The 23,698-nt window shown below is 73.8% G+C and carries 11 protein-coding genes, 2 tRNA genes and 1 pseudogene; 11 read left to right on the forward strand and 3 right to left on the reverse strand.

All coding sequences use genetic code 11. The annotated features are described in order from the left end of the window. Positions 1 to 83: 83 nt before the first annotated feature. Complete coding sequence (locus SNE206_RS09640; protein WP_407912960.1) at positions 84 to 494, reverse strand: hypothetical protein; 411 nt, start codon at positions 492 to 494, stop codon at positions 84 to 86. Positions 495 to 1,058: 564 nt separating this feature from the next. Further along, complete coding sequence (locus SNE206_RS09645) at positions 1,059 to 1,235, reverse strand: hypothetical protein (RefSeq protein WP_407912961.1); 177 nt, start codon at positions 1,233 to 1,235, stop codon at positions 1,059 to 1,061. Between the two features lie 763 nt (positions 1,236 to 1,998). Here SNE206_RS09645 and SNE206_RS09650 point away from each other — a divergent pair. Beyond that, entirely contained in the window at positions 1,999 to 3,993 is a 1,995-nt protein-coding gene (locus SNE206_RS09650) for an APC family permease (RefSeq protein WP_407912968.1), read from the forward strand. Positions 3,994 to 4,078: 85 nt separating this feature from the next. Here the strand turns inward: SNE206_RS09650 and SNE206_RS09655 are convergent, their stop codons facing one another. Then, the gene (locus SNE206_RS09655; RefSeq protein WP_407912962.1) at positions 4,079 to 5,344 is read right to left on the reverse strand and encodes a hydrolase; all 1,266 of its coding nucleotides are present in this window, start codon (positions 5,342 to 5,344) and stop codon (positions 4,079 to 4,081) included. A 278-nt stretch (positions 5,345 to 5,622) separates the two neighbouring features. Here SNE206_RS09655 and SNE206_RS09660 point away from each other — a divergent pair. From SNE206_RS09660 to SNE206_RS09705, 10 genes and pseudogenes are all read left to right on the forward strand, one after another. After that, positions 5,623 to 5,695, forward strand: a tRNA-Thr gene (locus SNE206_RS09660). Between the two features lie 40 nt (positions 5,696 to 5,735). Next, positions 5,736 to 5,808: transfer RNA gene (locus tag SNE206_RS09665), tRNA-Met, on the forward strand. Between the two features lie 85 nt (positions 5,809 to 5,893). Then, the gene (rpmG, locus tag SNE206_RS09670; RefSeq protein ID WP_006604855.1) at positions 5,894 to 6,058 is read left to right on the forward strand and encodes a 50S ribosomal protein L33; all 165 of its coding nucleotides are present in this window, start codon (positions 5,894 to 5,896) and stop codon (positions 6,056 to 6,058) included. Between the two features lie 86 nt (positions 6,059 to 6,144). Next, entirely contained in the window at positions 6,145 to 6,603 is a 459-nt protein-coding gene (locus SNE206_RS09675; protein ID WP_407912963.1) for a MaoC family dehydratase N-terminal domain-containing protein, read from the forward strand. A gap of 5 nt (positions 6,604 to 6,608) precedes the next feature. Continuing rightward, entirely contained in the window at positions 6,609 to 7,031 is a 423-nt protein-coding gene (locus SNE206_RS09680) for a MaoC family dehydratase (protein ID WP_407912964.1), read from the forward strand. 757 nt (positions 7,032 to 7,788) lie between these two features. After that, positions 7,789 to 8,061 (forward strand): acyl carrier protein, encoded by a 273-nt coding sequence (locus SNE206_RS09685; RefSeq protein WP_345706322.1) that lies wholly within the window; start codon positions 7,789 to 7,791, stop codon positions 8,059 to 8,061. After that, entirely contained in the window at positions 8,045 to 8,941 is an 897-nt protein-coding gene (locus tag SNE206_RS09690; protein WP_407912965.1) for a thioesterase domain-containing protein, read from the forward strand. Before SNE206_RS09685 ends, SNE206_RS09690 begins: the two co-directional genes overlap by 17 nt. A gap of 78 nt (positions 8,942 to 9,019) precedes the next feature. Then, the gene (locus tag SNE206_RS09695) at positions 9,020 to 15,970 is read left to right on the forward strand and encodes an SDR family NAD(P)-dependent oxidoreductase (RefSeq protein WP_407912966.1); all 6,951 of its coding nucleotides are present in this window, start codon (positions 9,020 to 9,022) and stop codon (positions 15,968 to 15,970) included. 82 nt (positions 15,971 to 16,052) lie between these two features. After that, on the forward strand, positions 16,053 to 23,438 hold the full coding sequence (locus tag SNE206_RS09700; RefSeq protein ID WP_407912967.1) for a beta-ketoacyl synthase N-terminal-like domain-containing protein: 7,386 nt from the start codon (positions 16,053 to 16,055) through the stop codon (positions 23,436 to 23,438). A 27-nt stretch (positions 23,439 to 23,465) separates the two neighbouring features. After that, positions 23,466 to 23,698, forward strand: a pseudogene (locus SNE206_RS09705) (2-nitropropane dioxygenase); the annotation flags it as partial.

Raw genomic sequence — 23,698 nt, forward strand, 5'->3', positions numbered from 1 at the left:
GCCTTCGCCCGGCTCAAGCAGTGGCAGATCTTCCGCAAGGCCCGCTGCAGCACCAACCGCATCAGCCGTACCGTCGCCGCCGTTCACACCATCGAGATCGCCTGGCGCTCAGGATGAGAAGGGTTCAATGATCGATGCATCTGCCCAAGCTCCGGTTGGCGCATGAATAGGTTATCAACATAAAAGCTGAGCACTACGCCGATTGCGGCGCCAGCCAAGATTGGCAACGCGAACCATCCGACTATTGCCAGTGCCTCGGCGGGCGCGATAGTCCAGCCGTCAAGGGGCGGGTCTTCCTTTCGATCAAATGGGCTTCGAAAACCCATTAATATATCTAAGGCCCAATGAATGTTGGCCAGATATGCAACCATCCAAAATAGCAAGCAAAACGCCACGAGCAGCGATAGCCACCCTATCCACTTCTTCTTGTTTACGAGTGAGTAGATTGTTGGATGATGGGCGGCGAAATTGGTACGTATGTTGTAAAAGCTCATGCGCTCAGCATAGGAATGTTGAGGCTAGCCCGCTCGTTTTCATGACGCGGCCCCAGGGCTGAACTGCGGTTACGGAGACTGGCCGCCGCGGCTACGCAGCTAGGGCTGGCAGTACACCGAGGTCGCCGAGAGCCTGCTCGCACTGGGCGAGGGCCGCCTCGTGCAGGGAGATGGCGGGTAGGGGCGGGTGGGCGATGTTGCTCAGGCTGGGTGGCGCCTGGGCGTCCTGGGGACAGGACAATGGCTGGCCTGTCGCCGGTGATGGCGGCGGTGATGTTCTGCGCTGCGATGGACCGCTCGCCGGATGCCTCAGTACTCACTCACTCGCCTCGGAGCCAGTTGCAGGCTGGGTGATCTGCGCGTGGTCACCGGTGATGGCGGTGCCGATGGCGTGTGCAGCGATAGACCGCTCGTCGGATGCGGTGATCGTCACGCTTCCGGCCGAGGGTACCGGCAGGAGGTCGGCGAGTTCCTTCCGCAGGCCGGTGTCTCCCGCAGGGCTCGCATGATCTGCTGCCACAGTGCGGCGGCTGCGTTCGCGTCGTTGGTGTTCTCGGGGGCGTCCTAGACCGCGGCTTCTAGCGCGGCCTGTTCGGGCTCGGTGCGGCGGCGCCAGACGGTCTGGAGGATGCGGCGGCCGAGGTTGGCGGTGGAGTCCGCGGCGGCACCTTCCGCCCGTGCCAGTACGGCCCCGCCGTATGCACTCACCGCGGCGGTTAGGTAGGGGCCGGCCTGCTCCACCAGCTGAACGATCTCGTACTCATCCCGTCTCCCATCGGGTTGATATTGCCTGTTCCGCAGGCTTTGTGACGGAGCGTAGAGGTATCCGGCAGGCCACTTCAGGTATTCGGTTCAACCTGGACCGACAGCTGCCAGAGGGGGCCGCGAGGGGCCTACGGGGCTGCTCTGGCGGAACGGGTAGCACCCTGCAAGGTGGGGAAGGCTGTGCGAGCCTCGTGGCGGGCTCGCGGATCATTTGGGTGCCCTGGCTGAGGTGGGTCGGCAGGCCGGACAGTTGGTGCCTGTGGACTGCTGTCCGGGCTGTCCGGCTGTCCGGGCATAGGCTCTGAGCTGGGAGGATGGACCGGACAACGCCCCGGACAGTCCATCGGCCCTGTCCGGCCTGACGGGGATCACTGAAACACCCGCAAGTGTTCGAGCATCTACCCGGTTCACCATGGGGCACCTGTGGGATGGCACGCCTTTGTCGGGATGAATGTGCAGGTCAGAGCGATTCGCTGCGCGGCCTGTAAATCTGCCGCGCAAGCTACGCAGGTTCGAACCCTGCACCAGCCACAGGATGAACGGAAGGCCCCGATCCTCACGGATCGGGGCCTTCCGCGTTCCCCGGAGGGTCGGCCGGTGGCCGGCACCCGGGCGGGGAGGGCGGGAGCGTAGCCCGCGACACTCCGTGACGGCTCACGGCGGTGGCCCGTGCGCGGCCTACGCTCGGCCTGTGTTCAACCTGCCCCAGGCGCTGAAGCGCCTCGTCATCGGCCGGGCCATGCGGAGCGAGGAGCTGGGCGGCACGCTGCTGCCCAAGCGGCTCGCGCTGCCGATCTTCGCCTCCGACCCGCTCTCGTCGGTCGCGTACGCGACCCAGGAGATCCTGCTGGTGCTGACGGTCGGCGGCACCGCCTTCCTCTACCTCACGCCGTGGATCGCGCTGGGCGTGGTCGTGCTGATGGCCGTGGTGGTGATGTCGTACCGGCAGGTGGTGCACGCCTATCCGAGCGGGGGCGGCTCGTACGAGGTGGTCTCCACCAACCTGGGGGACCGGGCCGGGCTGGTCGTCGCCGCCTCGCTGCTGGTCGACTACGTGATGACGGTGGCGGTGTCGGTGGCGTCCGGCGTCGACAACATCATCTCCGCCGTCGACGGGCTGGCCGACTACCGGGTGCCGCTGGCGCTGGGCTTCGTGGCACTGCTCACGGCGATGAACCTGCGCGGGGTCCGGGAGTCGGGTACGGCCTTCGCCGTGCCGACCTACCTCTTCATCGGCGGGATCGTGCTGATGGTCGGCACCGGCCTGATCAGGCTGGCGTTCGGCGACGGGCCGCAGGCGTCCAGCGCCGCGTACGGCATCGTGCCGGAGGACGGCCGGGACACGCTCGCCGGGCTGGGCCTGCTCATGCTGGGCCTGCGGGCGTTCGCGTCCGGCTGCACGGCGCTGACCGGTGTGGAGGCGATCTCCAACGGCGTCCCGGCGTTCCGGCGGCCGAAGTCGAGGAACGCGGCCACCACCCTGGCGGTGATGGGCGTGACGGCGGTGGTGATGTTCAGCGGCATCACGGCCCTGGCGCTCACCTCCGACGTGCACTACGTCGACGACGCCTGCCAGCTGACGGGGCTTCCGACGGACTGCGCCGGCTACGTGCAGCCGACCGTCGTCGCGCAGCTCGCCGCGGCCGTCTTCGGCGGCTACCACAGCGTGCTCTTCTACGGCATCCAGACCGTCACCGCCCTGGTGCTGATCCTCGCCGCGAACACCGCCTTCAACGGCTTCCCGCTGCTGGCGTCGATCCTCGCCCAGCACCGCTACCTGCCGGCGCAGCTGCACAGCCGCGGCGACCGGCTCGCCTTCTCGAACGGCATCCTGGCTCTCGCGGTCGTGGCCGGCGGGCTGCTGTGGCTGTACGACGCCAACGTCACCAGCCTCATCCACCTCTACATCCTGGGCGTGTTCACCTCCTTCACGCTGTCGCAGATCGGCATGGTGCGGCACTGGAACGGGGTGCTGCGCCGCGGGCCCGGCAGCACGGTGCGGGCGGCCGCGAGGAGGTCCCGGGTGATCAACGCCGTGGGCGCGGTCACGACGGCCCTGGTGCTGGTGATCGTGCTGATCACGAAGTTCACCCAGGGGGCGTGGCTGGCCGTGGTCGCCGCGGTCCTGCTGTGGCTGATGATGCGCGGGATCCGCCGGCACTACGACGCGGTCGCCGCGGAGCTGGCGGTGACCGACCCGCGGGCCGAGTCGGTCCGCCCGTCGCGGGTGCACGGCATCGTGCTGGTGTCGAAGCTGCACAAGGCGACCCTGCGGGCGCTGGGCTACGCCGAGGCGTTCCACCCGGACGCCCTGGAGGCGGTCACCGTCGCCGTCGAGGAGGACGCCGTCGCCGATCTGCGGGCGCAGTGGCTGGAGTTCGACGTGCCCATCCCGCTCAAGGTGCTGGAGTCGCCCTACCGGGAGATCACCAAGCCGGTGGTGGCGTACGTGCGGGAGCGCCGGCGGACCTCGCCGCGCGAAGCCGTCGCGGTGTTCATCCCCGAGTACGTGGTGGGGCACTGGTGGGAGCAGCTGCTGCACAACCAGTCGGCGCTGTGGCTGAAGAGCCGGCTGCTCTTCACCCCCGGCGTCATGGTGATCAGCGTGCCGTGGCAGCTCACGTCCTCCGGACGGGCGTACCGGCCCTCCCGGCGGGCGCCCGGGTCCGTCCGCCGCGGCGAGCCCGTCCTCCACGGGGACCACGGGCGGATCGGCCCGCCGGAGGACAGCTGACGTGACGCCGGGGCGCCGGCCCCGCCCCGCCCCGGCCCCGCTCCACCCCGGCCCTGGCCGGTGGCTCCGGTGGGCGGCGCCGCCGTCAGCAGCCGGGGTTGGTCTGCCGCGGCAGCGCGAGCACCACGGTGTCGGCGAACTCGCGGACCGCGCTGGTGCGGCTGACGACCCGGCCGCAGTGCACCACGAGCCGGCTGTGACCGCCGGCCAGGGCTCCGGCGAGGCTGTCGCCGCGTACCGCGAGCAGTTCAGCGGGGAACCCGGCGTCGACCCGTACCGGCGGCAGGCCGAGGCCGATCCGTGCTTCGTGGGAGACGGCGTCGTACGCCGCCCGGACGCTGAGCGCGCCGGAGGCGGCCAGCAGGTAGGCGGCCTCCAGGGGGTCGGCGCGGCCGACCGGCACGGCGAGGTCGCGCAGGGCCCCGCTGCCTGCGGCGAGCGGCACCCGGGCCTGCGTCAACTCCCGCACCATGGAGACCCGCAGGCCGTCCGCGGGGCCGTCGGTGCCGGTGCAGCCGCCGTTCTGCGGCAGGCAGACCACCCGGATGCCCGCGGTGGCGAGGGCCGCCGCGGAGCCGGGCGCGAGGCCGTTGCACGGGCCGAGCGTCACCCGCGGCCGCAGCGGTGCCAGCACGCCGGCCATCCGGGCGAGCCGGGCGGCGTCGGCGCCCGAGCAGTGGAGGTCCACCGGGCAGTCGGCCTCGCGCGCGGCCTCCAGCAGCACCTGGACGTAGCCGACCGGGTCGGGGTCGAGCTCGGGGCAGCCGCCGGCCGCGGTGGCGCCGAGCTTGAGCGCCTCGCGGAGCTGCGCGCGGCCGTCCGCCCCGGCGCGGCCGGTGAGCAGCCGGGGCATCGCCACCGTCTGGAGGTCGGCCAGGCCGCGCAGCGCCTGGCGGGCGGTGAGCACCGCCTCCAGACGGCCGAGGCCGTGCACGTCGCCGATCCGTACGTGGGTGCGCTGCACGGTGGCGCCGTAGCCGAGCGAGGTGAGCGCGGCTTCGGTGACGCGGCGGACGAGGTCGGGGCGGCCCTCCTGCGGCGGGCCGGGGTGGGCGGCGGAGAAGGCGCTGTCGTGGTGGGCGTGCGCCTCGGCCGGGGCCGGCAGCAGCAGGTAGCCGTCGAGGTCGATGCGGGCGCCGGTGGTGACGGCGGGGGCGCCGGGCAGGGCCTGGATCGGGCCGAGGCTGCCCGCGGTGCCGACCGCCTGGATGCGGTCGCCGCTGATGCGGACGTCGACGACCCGGCCGTCGGCCAGCCGGGCGCCGGCGAGCAGCAGGACCGGCCCGTGGCCGAGCGGGTTGGGCGGGCGGCCGGAAGCCGGCCCGTCGGCAGGTCCGTCGTCCGCGGTCATCGGCCCGCTCCTCCGTGTCCGGCTGCCCGCTGGGGCATGGGCGGCTCACCGCGGGGCACCGGGGGAGCCGGAAGATCACTGCTGGTCGAGCCTAGGACGCCTGCGGGCGAGGCGCCCGCAGGCGGGGAAAGTCGTATCGGTCGGGCCGCCCGTGGCGCGGGCCGTGTCGAACGGCCGTATGCGGGCCGGGCGCCCGTGCGTGCCGTCCGACCTGCGATCTTCCGGGCCGGATACGGATTTCACCTCTGGCCCGGAACCGTGTAATCTCTTCCTCGTTCGCCCCTATAGCTCAGTCGGTAGAGCGTCTCCATGGTAAGGAGAAGGTCTGCGGTTCGATTCCGCATGGGGGCTCTGGTGAGAGCGTTCCGCCTCGGCGGTGCCCGATCATCAAAGCGGTGTAGCTCAGTTGGTAGAGCAAGCGGCTCATAATCGCTGTGTCACCGGTTCAAGTCCGGTCACCGCTACCCCGCGTAGTCGATCGGGGGTCTCGAACTCCCGATCGGCTACACTTGTCTGTGTTCTTATTCGTTGTCCCAGGAAGGCACTCCCGTGGCTGCCACTGACGTCCGCCCGAAGATCACGCTGGCCTGCGTGGAGTGCAAGGAGCGGAACTACATCACCAAGAAGAACCGGCGTAACGACCCGGACCGTCTTGAGATGAAGAAGCACTGCCCGCGTTGCAACTCTCACACGGCGCACCGCGAAACCCGCTGACTTTGCCTCGACTCCAGGCCGCTCCCCGTTCGGGGCGCGGCCTGGAGTCATTTCTGCACCCTGACGGTCGATCAGAGGAGTTGCCCATGCCGCTCGATCCCTCCTTCATCGGGCGGACGTACCCGCCCACCGCGCCCTACGAGGTCGGCCGGGAGAAGATCCGCGAGTTCGCGGCGGCCGTCGGCGACGCCAACCCGGCGTACACCGACCCCGAGGCCGCGAAGGAGCTCGGGCACCCGGACGTCATCGCACCGCCGACCTTCCCCTTCGTGCTGACGTACGCCGCGGCCGGGCAGGTCGTCGCCGACCCCGAGCTGGGCCTCGACTACAGCCGGGTGGTGCACGGCGACCAGAAGTTCGCGTACAGCCGCCCGGTCCGTGCCGGTGACCGGCTGTCCGTCACGGTGACCATCGACTCCATCAAGTCGCTGGCCGGCAACGACGTGCTGTCCGTGCGCGGCGAGGTCGAGGACGAGACCGGCGAGCACGTGGTGACGTCGGTCATGACGCTGGTCGCGCGTGCGGCCGACGAGGCGGGGGAGTGACACCGATGGCGATCAGCTTCGACGAGGTCGAGGTCGGCACCGAGCTGCCGGCGCAGTCCTTCCCCGTGACGCGCGCCACCCTGGTGCAGTACGCGGGCGCGTCCGGCGACTTCAACCCGATCCACTGGAACGAGAAGTTCGCGCTGGAGGTCGGCCTGCCCGACGTCATCGCGCACGGCATGTTCACCATGGCCGAGGCGATCCGGGTGGTCACCGACTGGGTCGGCGACCCGGCTGCGGTGGTCGAGTACGGGGTGCGCTTCACCAGGCCGGTGCCGGTGCCGAACGACGGCGTCGGTGCGGTGGTCGAGGTGTCGGCGAAGGTGGCCGCGCTGCTGGAGGGACGCCGGGTGCGGGTCGACCTGCTGGCGACCACCGGCGGCCAGAAGGTGCTCGGCATGTCGCGCGCCGTGGTGCAGCTGGGCTGAGCGACGACGCTCCGAGGGGCGGTTCCGCCGGACGGCGGGGCCGCCCTTCCGCGTACCTGCCGCGAGGTGACGGGTGGTCTGCTGGTGCGAGCGGTGCGGGCTGCTGCGTGGACACGCCGGCCTTCGTTCCCTTGTCGCGCAGGAGTCGGGGAGCTCCGTCGGGTCCGCCCCCGAGGTGCTCTGACGTGACCATAACCAGAGGGCGGACCGCGCGGCAAGAGGCAGTTGAAGGCTGAACCATGTGCCGTCCGGAGCCCTGCCGGCCGCCGGAGCGGCGCGCATGCCAACGGCGGTACGGCGCGTACGTGTTCGAAGCACCGTCGCGGGTATTCGTGAATTACCGGTATATCTTCCGGTGGCAAAAAAATCCGTCCGGTCGGCACATTTCTTTGGCGTTGCGGGCGCGTTGATTTACCCGGAGTCGGTTGCACGGCGGATTAGCACTCGCGTACGGTCCTGAACCGGGAGGTGCGGAGTTCCCGCCACCGGTTCCGTCATCCCTGCATCCGTTCACTGATCGGCCGAGCCGTCACGCCCTCATCATTCCTGCAGGTCAGGACTGCTGACGGCTGCTCGCCGACACGTCGCACCATCGTGCACCCACCCGAATCCGCCGCCGGCCCTGCCGGTCCCGGCCGGGATTCGGGCCCGCTGCACCGCCCGTACGGCTCCGGTTCCGCCGTGCCCGCGACTGCCGCGGAAATGTTCTGCCCGGACGAATTCCAATGCACCGAGGGAAGGAACGACCGTGCCTGTCGTGACCGCAGCTGAGGCTCAGCAGTGGCTGATCGAGAAGATCGCCCACCGGCTCGGAGTGCCGGCCGAGGACGTGCCGCCGGACCAGTACTTCGACGAACTCGACCTCGACTCGACCGAGGCCCTCATCCTCGCCGGCGAGATGGAGAACTGGCTCGGCTTCGAACTCGGCACCACGACGCTCTGGTACCACCCCAGCATCAAGGACCTCGCCGAGTACATCGCCGAGGAGTCCGCCACCCGGGCAGGGGATCCGCATGCGGCCTCGGCGTGACGCCGGCCCGGCGCTCGTCCACCACCTGGCCCGGCCCGCCGCCGGCCGGGGCACCGTCTACCTCGTCCACCCGGGCGCGCTGGCCGTGGGAGTCCACCGCACCCTGGCCGACGCCCTCCCGGACGGCGCCGGCCTGACCGTCCTCGACCTCTCCGGACTGCCCGCCTACGGGGAGGCCGCCCTCACCGGCGGCCGCGCGGGCACCACCGTCGAGGCGCTCGCCGAGCGGCTCGCCGACGAGCACGCCCGGCAGCACGACGGCGGACCCTGGACCCTCGCCGGATGGTCGTTCGGCGGGGTGGTCGCCCAGGCCATGGTCGAGCACCAGCCGCCCGACCTCCGCCCGCCCCGGCTCGTCCTGCTCGACAGCATCGCCCCCACCGCGGAGTACCAGCAGCCCGACGACGCACTCGAACCGCCCCTGCTGCTCGGCTGGTTCGCGATGTACCTCGGCGCGAAGCGGGGCCACCCGGTGGACGTCGCCGCCGAACACCTCGCCGGCTGCGACGTGGCGGACGGCCTGCGCCTCGTCCTCGACGCGGCGGCCGCGAGCGGGGCGCTGCCCGCCGACACCTCGCCGCACGGCCTGCGCAAGCTCTACGACACCTACGTCGACGGGCTCCTGCGCAACAACCGGCTGACCGCGCCCTACACCCCGCGGCCCGCCGGTGTGCCGCTCGTCCTCGTGACGGCCGACCGCAGCCTCGTCCCGGGCGACCCGACGCTCGGCTGGGGACCGCTCGCCCCGCACGGCCTGGAACTCCGCCGGAGCCCCGGCGACCACTACACGATGCTCAGCCGACCGGACGCCGCCGCCGTGATCGCAGACCTGGTCGGCCCGGCCGGGGCCGAGGAGCCGGTCCACGCAGCGAAGGTCTGACGCAGGCCCGTCACAACGGGCCCCGGCCGCCCGAACCCAGGCCGGGGCCCGGCCCTCCGACACCGAGAGAGCCCTGCCGTGAACACCTCGAAGCCCACCAGCCCCATGACCGACGCGGAGATCGGCCGCCGCCTCGCGGACGAACCCGTCGCCATCGTCGGCCTCTCCGCGCTCTTCCCCAAGTCCCGTGACCTGCGGGAGTTCTGGGGCAACGTGATGGCCGCCGCCGACTGCATCGAGGACGTGCCGAGCACCCACTGGGACGTCGCGGAACACTACGACCCGGACCCGTCCGCGCCCGACAAGACCTACGCCAGACGCGGCGGGTTCATCCCGCCCGTCGCCTTCAACCCCATGGAGTTCGGCCTCCCGCCGACCACCCTGGAGGTCACCGACGTCCTCCAGCTGCTCAGCCTGGTCGTCGCCCGCGACGTGCTGCGCAACGCGGGCGCGGACCAGCCCTGGTACGACGCCGGGCGCACCGGCGTCATCCTCGGCGTCACCGGCGCCAACCAGCTCACCCAGCCGCTCTCCGCGCGCCTCCAGACCCCCGTGCTCAAGGAGGTCGTCCGCAGCTGCGGCCTCAGCGACCGCGACGCCGAGGAGATCGCCGAGAAGTTCAAACTCGCCTTCGCCCCCTGGGAGGAGAACTCCTTCCCCGGCATGCTCGGCAACGTCGTCGCCGGCCGGATCGCCAACCGGCTCGACCTCGGCGGCAGCAACATGACGATCGACGCCGCCTGCGCCAGCTCGCTCGCCGCCACCAAGGCCGCCGTCAGCGAACTCCTCGAACACCGCGCCGACACGATGATCGCGGGCGGCTGCGACGCCGAGAACACGATCTTCATGTACCTCTGCTTCAGCAAGACCCCCGCCTTCTCCAAGGCCGGCCGGATCCGCCCGTTCGACAAGGACGCCGACGGCACCCTCATCGGCGAGGGCATCGGCATGTTCGCCCTCCGCCGCCTCGCCGACGCCGAACGCGACGGCAACGACATCTACGCCGTCATCCGCGGCATCGGCTCCTCCAGCGACGGCCGCTTCAAGTCCATCTACGCCCCGCGCAAGGAGGGCCAGATGGTCGCCCTGCGCCGCGCGTACGAGGACGCCCGCTGCAGCCCCGACAGCGTCGAACTCTTCGAGGCGCACGGCACCGGCACCGCCGTCGGCGACGCCACCGAACTCTCCGCGCTCGCCGCCGTCGTCGCCGAGACGACCGGCGAACGGCAGTACGCCGCCGTCGGCAGCGTGAAGTCGCAGATCGGGCACACCAAGGCCGCGGCCGGCGCCGCCGGCATGATCAAGCTCGCGCTCGCGCTCCACCACAAGGTGCTGCCGCCCACCATCAACGTCGACGAGCCCAACCCCGCCATCGACTTCGCCACCGGCCCGTTCTACGTCAACACCGAGAGCCGTCCCTGGATCAAGGACCCGCGCCGCACCGAACGCCGCGCCGCGATCTCCTCGTTCGGCTTCGGCGGCACCAACTTCCACTTCGTGCTGGAGGAGCACGGCGACGGCGACGACCTCCAGGTGATGTTCCCCGTCGCCCGGGTGCACCTCTGGCACGCCGCCGACCCGGCCGCCCTCGCCACCCTGCTCGCCGACGGCGCACCCGCCTCCACCGGACCGGCCCCCGCCGGGCACGCCCGCCTCGCCCTCGCCGCCCGCGGCGACGCCGAACTCGCCGACCTCCGCGCCCTCGCCGCCCAGGAACTGCGCGCCGAGCCCGACGCCGCCGACTGGGCCCACCCCCGCGGCCTCTGGTACCGCCGCACCGCCGCCGACCTCGGCAAGGTCGGAGCCCTCTACGCCGGCCAGGGCAGCCAGTACGTCAACCCCGGCCACCGGGCGGTCCTCGCCCTGCCCCCGCTGCGCGCCGCCTTCGACCGCGCCAACCGCGAGTTCGACGGCGCCGAGCCGCTCTCCCGCATCGCCTTCCCCGCACCGGCGTTCACCACCGAAGGCCGACAGGCCCAGGAGGAGTCGCTGCGCCGCACCGAGTACGCGCAGCCCGCCATCGGCGCGCTCGCGGCCGGACAGCACCGGTACCTGCGCGAGCTCGGCTTCGCCGCCGACGGCCACCTCGGCCACAGCTTCGGCGAACTGACCGCCCTCTGGGCCGCCGGTGCCCTCACCGACGACGCGTACTTCGCCCTCGCCCGCGCCCGCGGCGCCGCCATGGCGCCGCCCGCCGACCCGGGTTTCGACGCCGGCGCCATGGCCGCCGTCACCGCCGACGCGCCCACGATCGCCGAACTCCTCACCCGGCACCCGGAACTGGTGGTCTGCAACCGCAACGCCGCCGACCAGACCGTGCTCGGCGGGCCGACCGGGGCCGTCGAGCGCCTGGTCGCCTCGGCGAGCACCTCCGGCCTGCGGATCAGCCGCCTGCCGGTGTCGGCCGCCTTCCACACCCCGTTCGTCGGGCACGCCGTGGAGGCCTTCCGCACCGCCGTCGACCGGATCGAGGTCCGCCCGCCCGCGCAGCCCGTCTACGCCAACACCCCCGGCGCCGCGTACGGCGACGACCCGGCCGCCAACGCCGTCCTGCTCGCCGAGCAGCTCGTCAACCCGGTGCACTTCGCCGACCGCGTCGAGGAGATGTACGCGGCCGGGTTCCGCACGTTCGTCGAGTTCGGCCCCAAGGGCGTGCTCACCCAGCTCGTCGGGCGCATCCTCGGCGACCGGCCGCACCACGCCGTACGCCTCGACGGCGGCCCCGGCGCCGACGCCGACCTCGCCCTCAAGCGCGCCGTCGCCCGGCTCGCCGTCCTCGGACTCCCGCTGGCGGTCGCCGACCGCTACGTGGCGGCCGCCCCGGCGGCCGAGGCCGGCAAGGGCATGACGGTCATGCTCAACGGCATCAACCACGTCTCCGACGCGCGGAAGACCGCCTACCGGGAGGCGCTGGAGAACGGCTACCGGGTGGCCGCCCCGACGCCGCCGCCCGCGCTGGTCCCCGCCGCCACCGCCTCCCTGCCGGTGCCCGCCACCGCCCCCGTGCTGCCCGTGCCGGTGCCCGTGCAGGCGCCGGCACCCGTCCCTGCGGCGCCCACCGCCGTGGAACCCGTCCCGGCCTACCGGCCCGCCGTTCAGGAGAACGAACCCGTGGACCACGACCCCGCCGCCGGTGCAGCCCCCGACCGGCTGCCCGAACTCATCGCCGACCACCTGGCCCTGCACGACGACTACCTGAACGGCCAGCTGCAGAGCGCACAGCGGCTCACCGGGCTGCTGGAGAACGCGGCCGGCCAGGGCCGGGTCGACGACGTGCTCGCCGGCGTCACCGCCGTGAAGGAGCACGGGCTCGCCATCGGCAGGACCCACCTGCGGGCCAACGAGATCCTGCGCGACCTCGCCTCGCTGGAGCTCGGCGGCGGCAGTGGCTCCGGCCCCGCCCCGTCGGCGCCGGCCGCGTACCTGGCCGCGCCCGCCCCTGCGGCCGCGGCCGCGCCCGCCGCCGCCCCGGCGCCCGTGCCGATCGCCGAGGCCGCGCCGCTGCCGGCCCTGCCTGCCGCGCCGGTTCCGGCCGCTCCCGCTCCCGCGGTGCCCGCGCCTGCCGTGCAGGCCCCTGCCGTCCAGGCTCCGTCCGTTCCGGTTGCTGCGGCTGCGGTTGTGGTGTCGGCGGAGCAGGTGGCTGCTGCGTTGTTGGCGGTGGTGGCGCAGAAGACGGGGTATCCGGCGGAGATGCTCGAACTGGGCATGGACGTGGAGGCGGATCTGGGGATCGATTCGATCAAGCGGGTCGAGATCCTGGGTGTGCTGTCGGAGCAGTTCCCGAGTGATGTGCCGGTGGGTCCGGAGCAGTTGGGTGAGCTGAGGACGCTCGGGCAGATCGTGGACTTCATGGTCGGGGTGGCTGCTCCGGTGGCTGCCCCGTCGGTTCCGTCCGCTCCGTCCGCTGCGGTTGCTGCGGTTGTGGTGTCGGCGGAGCAGGTGGCTGCCGCGTTGTTGGCGGTGGTGGCGCAGAAGACGGGGTATCCGGCGGAGATGCTCGAACTGGGCATGGACGTGGAGGCGGATCTGGGGATCGATTCGATCAAGCGGGTCGAGATCCTGGGTGTGCTGTCGGAGCAGTTCCCGAGTGATGTGCCGGTGGGTCCTGAGCAGTTGGGTGAGCTGAGGACGCTCGGGCAGATCGTGGACTTCATGGTCGGGGTGGCTGCTCCGGTGGCTGCCCCGTCGGTTCCGTCCGCTCCGGTTGCTGCGGCTGCGGTTGCTGCGGCTGCGGTTGCTGCGGTTGTGGTGTCGGCGGAGCAGGTGGCTGCCGCGTTGTTGGCGGTGGTGGCGCAGAAGACGGGGTATCCGGCGGAGATGCTCGAACTGGGCATGGACGTGGAGGCGGATCTGGGGATCGATTCGATCAAGCGGGTCGAGATCCTGGGTGTGCTGTCGGAGCAGTTCCCGAGTGATGTGCCGGTCGGCCCGGAGCAGTTGGGTGAACTGCGTACCCTCGGGCAGATCGTGGACTTCATGACCGGCACCGTCGCCGGTCCGGCCCCGGCTGCCCCGGTGGCCCCCGCCGCGACCGCCGCCGCGCCGGCCGCCATCCCTGCCACCCCTGCCGTACCGGCCGCCGCCACCGCGCCGCGGACGGAGCCCGCGCCGCCCGTCGGCGCGATCGGCCGGGCGCAGGCCGCGCTCGCCGAACTCCCCCTCCCCGACACGCTGGTGGACGCCTACCCGGCCGGGTCCGGCGCCCTGCTGGTGGACGACGGCGGCGCGCTGGTGCCGCTGGTCGCCGAGCGGCTGCTGGCGCGTGGCTGGCACGTCCGGGTGCTGCGCCTGCCGTCCGTCACCCGCACCGTGGACGGCACCGAGGACTTCGCGCTCACCGGCTGGGGCGTGACCGAACTCGCCGAGCGGGCCGAGCAGTTCCTCGCCCGCCCGCTCGCCCTGGCCGTCACCTTCGCGACGCGCACCGACACGGACTGGGCGGACGGCGTCCGCCGGCTCTCGTCCGCGCTGCTGGTCGCCAAGCACCTGGTGGAGCCGCTGACCCGGGCGGCTGCCGCCGGGCGGGCCGGTTTCGTCACCGTCACCCGGCTGGACGGCGTGTTCGGCCTGACGGGTGTGGCCGAGGACCTCGTGCCGTCCGGCGGCTACGGCGGGCTGGTCAAGACGCTCGCGGTGGAGGCTCCCGAACTCTTCTGCCGGGCCGTCGACCTGGCGCCCGCGGTGACCGACCGGGCTGCCGCGGACCTGCTGCTCACGGAGATCCACGACGCGGTCGCCGAGCCCGTGCAGGTGGGCCTGGACGGCGGCCGCCGGGTCGCCCTGACCCTCGGCGAGGCACCGACCGGGCTCGCCGCCGCCACGGACACGGCGGTGCCGGAGCCCGGCCCCGACGACCTGATCGTCGTGACCGGCGGCGGGCGGGGCATCACCGCCCGCTGCGTGGCCGGCCTGGCCGCCGCGTACCGTCCCGGGTTCCTGCTGCTCGGCCGTACGGCGCTCGGCGACGAGCCGGCCTGGGCGGCCGGGGTGAGCGGCACGGCGGAGCTCAAGGCCGCGGCGGTCGCACACCTCAGGGCCGCGGGCGAGAAGCCCACCCCGAAGCGGGTGGAGCAGCTCTACCAGGCCGTGGTGGGCGAGCGGGAGGTGCGGGGCACGCTGGAGGAGCTGCGGGCGGCCGGGTCCGCCGCCGAGTACCTGGCGGTCGACATCACGGACGCCGCGGCCACGACGGCCGCGCTCGCGCCGTACGCCGACCGGGTCACCGGTGTGGTGCACGGGGCCGGGGTGCTGGCGGACCAGCTGATCGCCAACAAGCGGGCGTCGGAGGTCGAGCGGGTGTTCGCGCCGAAGCTCGCCGGGCTGCGGGCGGTGGTCGACGCGCTGCCGGCCGAGCGGCTGCGGCACGTGGTGCTGTTCTCGTCGGTGGCCGGGTTCTTCGGCAACCAGGGGCAGTCGGACTACGCGATGGCCAACGAGGTGCTGAACGCCTGGGCGGGTTCGTTCAAGCGGCGCCACCCGCAGGCCCGGGTCTCCTCGCTGAACTGGGGTGCGTGGGACAGCGGCATGGTGTCGCCGCAGATCAAGGCGGTCTTCCAGGAGCGCGGCATCACGCTGATCCCGGTGGAGGCCGGGGCGGCGCTGTTCACCGGCCAGTTCGCCGCCGGGCGGGGCCACGACACGGTCACCGTGCTCGGCCCGACGACGCCGCTGTCGGTGCGCACGCCGTCCGCGCCGCAGACCGCCTCCGTGCTGGAGCGCGAGGTGGCGCCGCTCGCCGCCGAGCCGATCGTCGCCGACCACGTGATCGGCGGGGTGCCGGTGCTGCCCGCGGCGCTGGCGCTCGGCTGGGCGGTCGGCGCGGTGGAGCGCCTCGGCGGCGGAACGGTCCGCCAGGTGCGCGACTTCGCCGTGCACAAGGGCGTGCTGTTCGACGACACCCGGCCCGAGCGGCTGCAGCTGGCGGCCACCCCGGCCGGCGACCGGGCCACCACGGAGGTGGTGATCCGCTCGGTCGCCGCGGACGGCACCGTCCGCCCGCACTACGCGGCGACCGTCGTGCTGGGCGCCGACCCGGCGTCGGAGCTCAACCACCCGGTGCTGGCGGGCCTGCCCGCCGCGGGCGGCGGCCGCGACGCGAGCGGCCTCTACACCGACGGCACGCTCTTCCACGGCGCCGCGCTGCAGGGCGTGCGCCGCATCCTCGCCGAGGACGAGAGCCGGCTCGTGCTGGAGTGCGCGCTCGCCGAACCGCCCACCGCCGCGGGCGCGTACGGGGGCCGGCTCTACCGGCCCGGCGCCACCGACCTGCTGCTGCAGGCGGGCCTGGTGTGGATGCGGCTCTTCCGTGCGACGGCGAGCCTGCCGCTCTCGGTCGCCCGGGCCGAGCTGCACCAGGCGCCGGCCGACGGCGAGACGTTCCTCGCCGTGGTCGAACCCGCCGCGGTGAACGGCACCTCGGCGAGCCTGACCGTCACCGCGGTCGGCCGCGGCGGACGGGTCCTCGCCCGGCTGAGCGGCGTCAGCCTCGTGTCCACGCCGCAGCTGGCCGCCAAGTTCGTCAGCAGCTGACGCACCCGACCCGGCAGGTCCGGCCGGCCGTCACCGTACGGCCGGCCGGACCGCCCCGCAGACCGGAGGGACCACAGCTTCCATGAGCACGTACGCCGTCGTCGGCCTTTCCTGCCTGTTCCCGGGCGCCGAGACCCCGGAGCAGTTCTGGCACAACCTCAGCACCGGCACCGACAGCCGCACCGAGGGCGGCCCGGAGGTCTTCGGACCTCCCGCCGACCCCGGTGACCTCGACCCGCAGCACCGCATCACCTGCACCCGCGGCGGGTTCGTCCGCGACTTCGCGTTCGACCCCACCGGCTACCGCCTGGCCGCCGACCGGCTCGCCGGGCTGGACCGGGTCTTCCACTGGTCGCTGCACGTGGCCCGCGAGGCACTGCGCAGCTCCGGCCACCTCGACCGGCCCGAACTGCTCGCCCGCACCGGCCTGGTGCTGGGCAACTACTCCTTCCCGACGCCGGGTTCGGCCGGGATCAGCCTGCCGCTGATCGAGCAGGCCGTCGCGGACGGGCTGCGCCGCGGCGGCGTGGCCGTGCCGCCGTACCGGCCCGCCCCCGCCCGCGACGCCGCCGACGCGCACGTCAGCGGCGCCCCCGCCCGGATCGTCGGCGCCGCCCTCGGCCTGGGCGGCCCGCGGTACGCGCTCGACGCGGCCTGCTCCTCCGCGCTGTACGCGCTGAAGCTGGCCTGCGACCACCTCGCCACCGGCCAGGCCGACCTGGTGCTCGCCGGCGGCGTGTGCGCCCCCGACCCGACACTCATCCACCTCAGCTTCTCCGACCTGCACGCCTACCCGGAGAACGGCTTCAGCCAGCCGTTCGACGCCCGCTCGGCGGGCATCCTCACCGGCCAGGGCGCCGGCATGCTGGCCGTCCGGCGGCTCGCCGACGCCCAGCGCGACGGCGACCGCATCCACGCCGTCATCGAGGGCATCGGCCTCTCCAACGACGGTGGCGGACGGCACCTCCTGGTGCCCAACGCGGCCGGGCAGCACCGCGCCTACCGGCTCGCCTACGACGCCGCCGGCGTCTCGCCCGCCGACGTCGACTACCTGGAGTGCCACGCCACCGGCACCCCCATCGGCGACACCACCGAGGCCGGCTCGGTCGCCGAATTCTTCGGCCCGCACGGCGCGCTGCCGCTGCTCGGCTCGGTGAAGGGCAACATCGGGCACCTGCTGACCGTCGCCGGGCTGAGCAGCATGCTCAAGGTGGTGCTGGCGATGGAGCACGGCCACCTGCCGCCGACGATCGGTGTGACCGAGCCCGTCGCCGGACCGCAGGGGGCGGCCGCCGCCGCGCTCGTCCGCACCGGCCGGGAGTGGCCCGCGGCCCCGGGGGCCCGCCGGGCCGCCGTCTCGGCGTTCGGCTTCGGCGGCACCAATGCGCACGTGGTGCTCTCCGACGCCGTCCCCGCCGTCCCTGCCGACCCTGCGGCGGCTGCCGGCACCGGCGCCCCGCGCACCGCCCTGCCCGCCCTCGACATCGTCGGCCTCGGCGCGCACTTCGGCGCGTTCGACTCCGTCACCGCGTACGAGCGGGCCCTGCACGACGGCCTGGACGCCTTCCGCCCGCTGCCCGAACGCCGCTGGCGCGGCCTGGAGGAGACCGCCGAGGGCGCCCTCGCCGACGCCGGGATCGGCCCCGGCTCCCGGCCGGTCGGCGCGTTCGTCGACACCGCCGGGCTCGACCCCGTCGACCAGCGCATCCCGCCCGCCGACCTGCGCAACTACAACCTGCAGCACGCCCTCATGTCGAAGGTCGCCGACGAGGCCCTCACCGACGCCGGCTACCGCCGCGACCCCGCCCCCGGGCAGTCCGCGCCCGCGGCCCGCCGGGTCGGCGTCGTCGTCGCCATGGAGATCGAGCCGTCCGCGCACCTCCACCTCGCCCGCCACCGCATCGGCGGGTACGTCCGCGAACTCCTCGCCGGCACCACCCTCACGGACGAGCAGCGCACCCGGCTCACCGCCCTCGCCCGTGACGGCGTGCACGAGCCGATCGTCGCCAACGAGGTGCTCAGCTACATCGGCAACATCATGGCCAGCCGCATCTCCTCGCTGTGGAACCTCACCGGGCCGTCGTTCACCGTCTCCGCCGAGGGCGCCGGCACGGCCCAGGCCCTGGAGACCGCCCGGCTGCTGCTCCTGGACGACACCGTCGAGGCCGTCCTCGTCGGCGCCGTCGACCTGGCCGGCTCGCCCGAGAACCTGCTGCGCCGCACCGCCGCCGACGGCGCCCCCGCCGACGGCCCCGGCCTCGCCTTCGGCGACGGCACCGAGGGATGGCGGATCGGCGAGGGCGCCGGGGCGGTCGTCCTGACCCGGTCCGGCGAGGGCACCCGTCCCGCGTACGCCCGGCTCGACGCCGTCGCCGTGCGGTACGCCGAGGCCGTCGACGGCGCCCTGCCCGGGGCCGACCCCGCCGCGCTCACCGCGGCCGCCGCACAGGCGCACGCCGACGCCGGGATCACCGCCGCCGACATCGGCTACCTGGAGGCGTACGCCGCGGGCACCGCCGCCCACGACACCGCCGAGCTCGCCGCCCTCGCGGCCCTGCACCCGGCCGGCACGCCGGGCCCCGCCCTCGGCAGCGCCACGGCGCAGACCGGCGACGCCCAGGGCGCCGCCGCGATGGCCGGGCTGCTGCGCGCCGTCCTCGCCGTGCACCACGGCTACGTGCCGGGCGTGCCCGGCTGGCAGCGGCCGTCCGCCGCGCACGCGGAGCGGCTCGCCGCCACCGGCTGCCACCTGCCCGACACGTCCCGGCCCTGGCTGCGCACCGAGCGCACCGGACGCCGGTGCGCGGCCGTCTCGTTCATCGGCGACGGCGGCGCGCACGGCCTGCTCGTCGTGTCGGCCGCGCACACGGCGGGGGCCCGCGAGGAGCGCGACTGGCAGCGCGCCGGCGGCCCCGCACTGCTCGCCCTGGGCGCAGCCGACCCGGCCGCGCTGCTCGCCGCCGTCGAACGGCACCGCGGCCTCCTCGCCGACGGCGCCGACCCGTACGGGCTCGCCCGGGAGGCCGCCGCCGTGCTGCCGACCGGCGTGCCGAGGGTGGTGCTGGTGGGCCGCGACGCCGACGAGCTCGGCCGTCAGCTCGCCCTCGCCGCCAAGGACGTGCCCGGCGCGTGGGAGCGCGGCGAGGACTGGGCGACGCCGGCGGGCAGCTGCTTCACGCCCGCGCCGATCGGCCCGGACGCCAAGGTGGCGCTGGTCTACCCGGGCGCGGTCAACTCGTACCCGGGGCTGGGCCGCGACCTGTTCCGGGCGTTCCCCGGGCTGCTGGAGCGCTTCGAGGCCGAGGTGGAGCACCCGGACGCGACGTTCCGTGCGGCACGGCTCCACCCGCGCACCCAGGTCACCCCGGGGCGCCGCGACCTCATGGCGCTGGAGGCCGAACTCGCCGACGACCTGCCGTTCATGCTGGCCACCGGCACCACGTTCGCGATCCTCCACACCGACCTGGTGCGCGACCTGCTCGGGGTCCGTGCGCACGGCGCGTTCGGCTACAGCCTGGGCGAGTCCAGCATGCTGTTCGCCACCGGCGGCTGGCAGCGGGCCGCCCGCCGCGACGACCGGATCAGCGGGACCCCGCTCTTCCGGCACCGCCTCAACGGCGCCCGCACGACCGTGCGCGAGCTGTGGGACCTGCCCGCGGACACCCCGGACTCCGCGGTCTGGGCGGGCCACGTGCTGCTGGCCGACGCGGAGTCCGTCCGGGCCGCGCTCGTCCGGTACGACCGGGTGTTCCTCACCCACGTCAACACGCCCGGCGAGCTCGTCGTCGCCGGCGACCCGGCCCAGTGCCGCGCCCTGATCGAGGAGCTGGGCCGCCCGGCGGCCCGCTCGCCCGTCAACGGCGTCATGCACTGCCCGGTCGTCGACGGCGAACTCGCCGGCCTCGCCGAGCTCAACGACCACGAGACCGGCTCACCCGGCGGCCTGGAACTGCTCAGCGCCTACGACTACGGGCCGGTCGGCACCTCCGACCGGGCCGAGATCGCCGGCCGGATCGCCCACACGCTGCGCTCCACGATCGACTTCCCGCGGCTCGTCCGGGAGGCGTACGACCGGGGCTTCCGCTACTTCGTCGAGGTCGGTCCGGGCGCCACCTGCACCCGCTGGGTGCGCGAGACGCTCGGCGACGCCGCGCACGTCGCGGTGTCCGTCGACCGCCGCGGTGTTCCCGCGGCCCGGTCGGTGGCGCAGCTGGCCGCCCGGCTCGTCGCGCACGGCGTGCCGCTCGACCTCGCGGGGCTGCTCGGCCCCGCCCCGGCACCGGCGGCCCGCCGGCGGATGCTCTTCCCGGTCGGCGGCGGGGCCTCGGTGCCCGGCCGGATCGCGGCCGGCACCGCCGACCTGCTCGCGGCAGCCGCCCAGGCCGGGCCCGTCGCAGCGGCCGGCGGCCTGCCGGGCACCGCGTCGGCCGCGCAGCTGACGGAGCCGGTGCTCACCGCCGTCGCGGCCGCCGCCCCGGTGCACCACTCCGGCGGAGGGGGGCCGGCGGACCGGCGTCCGCTGCCGCCCGCCCCTCCCGGATCCGCCGCCCCCCTCTCCCCGGAGGACCTGATGCCCGCCGACCCGACCCTCGCCGACCCCGAGGTCATCGCCTTCGACGGCGAGCCGATCTCCTTCCTGCCGTGGAGCGAGCCGGCGGCCCCCGCCGGGCCCCCGCAGGCGCCCGCCCTGCCGCCCGCCGCCGCACCTACCGTGCCCGGCGCTGCACTTGCCGTGCCCGCGGCGGCCCGTCCCACCGCCCCGGTGCCCGGCGGGTACGGCCCGCAGGACCTCGTGCGGGAGCTGCGCGAGCAGCTCATGGCCACCCACTCGGTGGTGATGGAGACCCAGCGGGTGCTGCAGGACAGCACGCTCGCCCGGACCGAGGCGCTGCTGGCGGCGCCGCCCGCCGAGGTGCTGCCGGTGGCCCCGCCGGCCCCGCAGCCGCCGCTGGTCGTCGAGGCCGCGCCCCGGCCGGCCCCCGCTGCCGCGTCCGTGCCGGCCCCCGCCGCCGTGCCCGCCCTGCCGCCCGCGCCGCCGGTGGTGTCCGGGCCGGCCGTCCCGGCCGGGCGCCCGGGCGTCATCTGGGACGAGGCCGACCTGCTGGCCTTCGCCACCGGCCGCCTCGCCGACGTCTTCGGCCCGGCGTTCGCCGAGATCGACGGCTACGCGAAGCGGGTGCGGCTGCCCGCGCCGCCGTACCACTTCGTCACCCGGGTCACCGACCTGCGGGCCGAGACCGGTGTCTACAAGCCGTCGTTCATCCGCACCGAGTACGACGTGCCCGAGGACGCCTGGTACACGGTCGACGGCGGGGTGCCGCCGGCGGTCGCCATCGAGGCCGGGCAGTGCGACCTGCTGCTGATCAGCTACCTCGGCATCGACTTCCGCAACAAGGGCGAGCGGGTCTACCGGCTGCTCGACTCCACGCTGGTCTTCCACGGCGACCTCCCGCGGGCCGGGCAGACCCTGCGCTACGACATCTCCATCAACCGGTTCGTCACCCAGGGCGACACCACGCTCTTCTTCTTCAGCTACCTCTGCTACGCCGACGGCGAGCTGATCCTCGAACTCAAGGACGCCTCCGCGGGGTTCTTCAGCCAGGCCGAGCTCGACACCCCGCTCGGCGTCGTCGTCACCGCGAAGGAGCGGGCCGCCCGCGAGGCCCTGACGAAGACGTGGTTCAAGCCGCTCGCGCGGACGGCGAAGGACCACCTCACCGCCGCCGACCTCGAACTCCTCGCCCAGGGCCGCCCCGGCGAGGTCTTCGGCCCCGAGCACGCGCAGGACCCGGGCCTCAACCCGGCACTGCGCCTGCCGGACGCCCGGCTGCGCATGATCGACGAGCTGCGGATCGACCGCACCGGCGGCCCCCGGGGGCTCGGCGCGCTCACCGCCACCAAGCAGCTGCAGCCCGACGCCTGGTACTTCGAGTGCCACTTCCCGGACGACCCGGTGCTCGCCGGATCGATGGTCGCCGAGGGCGCCGTGCAGGCGCTGCAGACGTACCTGCTGCACCAGGGCCTGCACCTGGTGCTGCCCGACGCCCGCTTCCAGACCATCGTCGGCCTGCAGACCGAGGTGCAGGTGCGCGGCCAGATCACCCCGGCGCACCGGGAGATCCGGTACGAGATCGAGGTGATGGAGCTGACCCTCCTCCCGCGGCCCTCGGTGATCGCCGACGTGCTGGTGTACCTCGGCGACAAGCCGGTCATCCGGATGCGCAACTTCGGCATCCAGATCCGGGAGAAGGAGGGCACCCCGTACCGTCCGGAGAAGGGCGGCGTGCCGGCCTTCCTCGGCCGGCGCAACCGCTCCGGCGAGCCCGCCATGATCAACGAACTGCACCTCGCGCACGCCGCCAAGGGCGACCTGGGCACGGCCATGGGCCCCGAGTTCGACGTCTACCACGACCACCGGGCGCCCTACATCCCCAACGGGGACTTCCAGTTCGTCGACCGCATCATGTCGCTCACCGGCACCCGCGGCGACCTCGGCCCGGGCTCCGAGATGGTCACCGAGTACGACTCCCCGGCCGACGCCTGGTACTACACGCAGAACGCGCACCCGCACATGCCGAACTGCGTGCACATGGAGACCTCGCTGCAGGCCGCGATCCTGCTCGGCTACTACCTGGGCGCCACCCTCAAGCAGCCGGACACCGAGTACGCCATCCGCAACCTCGACGGGCAGGCCACCCTCGTCAAGGACCTCGACCTGCGCGGGAAGACCGTCCGCCACCACTCGAAGCTGCTGATGACCAGCGCCGTGCACGGCGCGGTGCTGCAGAAGTTCAGCTACGAACTCTCCGCCGACGGCGAGGTGTTCTACGTCGGCGAGTCGCTCTTCGGGTACTTCAGCGAGGCGGCGCTCGCCAACCAGGCGGGCCTGGACGCGGGCCGGTACCTCGCCCCGTGGATCGAGCAGGAGAAGCCCGCCGCCGACCGGGTCCGCCGCATCGAACTCCCCGCCGACGCCGACGTGTTCACCGACCCGTCGGGCGGCATGCTGCACCTGCCGGGCGGCCACTTCCACCTCGTCGACCGGGTCGACCTGGTCGCCGACGGCGGCCGGCACGGCCTCGGCTACCTGCACGGCCACCGTGAAGTACGGCCCGACGAGTGGTACTTCGACTGCCACTTCCACCGCGACCCGGTCATGCCCGGCTCGCTCGGCGTCGAGGCCGTCCTCCAGGCCCTGCGGCTGTACGTGCTGGAGCAGGGCCTCGCCGACGGCCTGGACCGCCCGCACTTCGCGCCCGCCACCGACGTCGAGATGGCCTGGAAGTACCGCGGCCAGATCCTGCGCCACGACGAGGAGCTCCGCTTCGACGTGCACGTCCGCGAGGTGCGCCGCGAGGACGGGCGGGTCGTCGTGATCGCCGACGCCGACCTGTGGAAGCCCGGCCTGCGGATCTACGAGCTCACCGGTGTGGCCGTCGAGGTCCGGTCGCAGTCCGCCACCGCCTGACCCGCCCGCCCGAGGAGACGGAACCCTATGAACCACCCCCAGACACCACTGCTCTGGCAGGGCGAGCAGTACCCCAGCACCGACCCGGCCGGGATCTACCAGGCCCTGGCCGATCTGGAGCGCCCCTGCTTCGTCGTCCGCACCCCGCAGGGCATCGGCGCCGCCGCCGGCGGTCGGGCCGTACCCTCCGGCGGCCGCGAGCAGGGCCTGCCCCCGCCCCCGCCGGCCCCCCCCCGGGGGCCCCCCCGGGCCCGGGCGGG

The sequence above is a fragment of the Kitasatospora sp. NE20-6 genome, assembly GCF_045862635.1.

Bases quoted from the DNA above. Each gene is read 5' to 3' on its own strand.
- SNE206_RS09640 (WP_407912960.1), bottom strand. From the start codon at position 494: ATGAGCTTTTACAACATACGTACCAATTTCGCCGCCCATCATCCAACA.
- SNE206_RS09650 (WP_407912968.1), top strand. From the start codon at position 1,999: ATGCGGAGCGAGGAGCTGGGCGGCACGCTGCTGCCCAAGCGGCTCGCG.
- SNE206_RS09655 (WP_407912962.1), bottom strand. From the start codon at position 5,344: ATGACCGCGGACGACGGACCTGCCGACGGGCCGGCTTCCGGCCGCCCG.
- SNE206_RS09675 (WP_407912963.1), top strand. From the start codon at position 6,145: ATGCCGCTCGATCCCTCCTTCATCGGGCGGACGTACCCGCCCACCGCG.
- SNE206_RS09680 (WP_407912964.1), top strand. From the start codon at position 6,609: ATGGCGATCAGCTTCGACGAGGTCGAGGTCGGCACCGAGCTGCCGGCG.
- SNE206_RS09690 (WP_407912965.1), top strand. From the start codon at position 8,045: ATGCGGCCTCGGCGTGACGCCGGCCCGGCGCTCGTCCACCACCTGGCC.
- SNE206_RS09700 (WP_407912967.1), top strand. From the start codon at position 16,053: ATGAGCACGTACGCCGTCGTCGGCCTTTCCTGCCTGTTCCCGGGCGCC.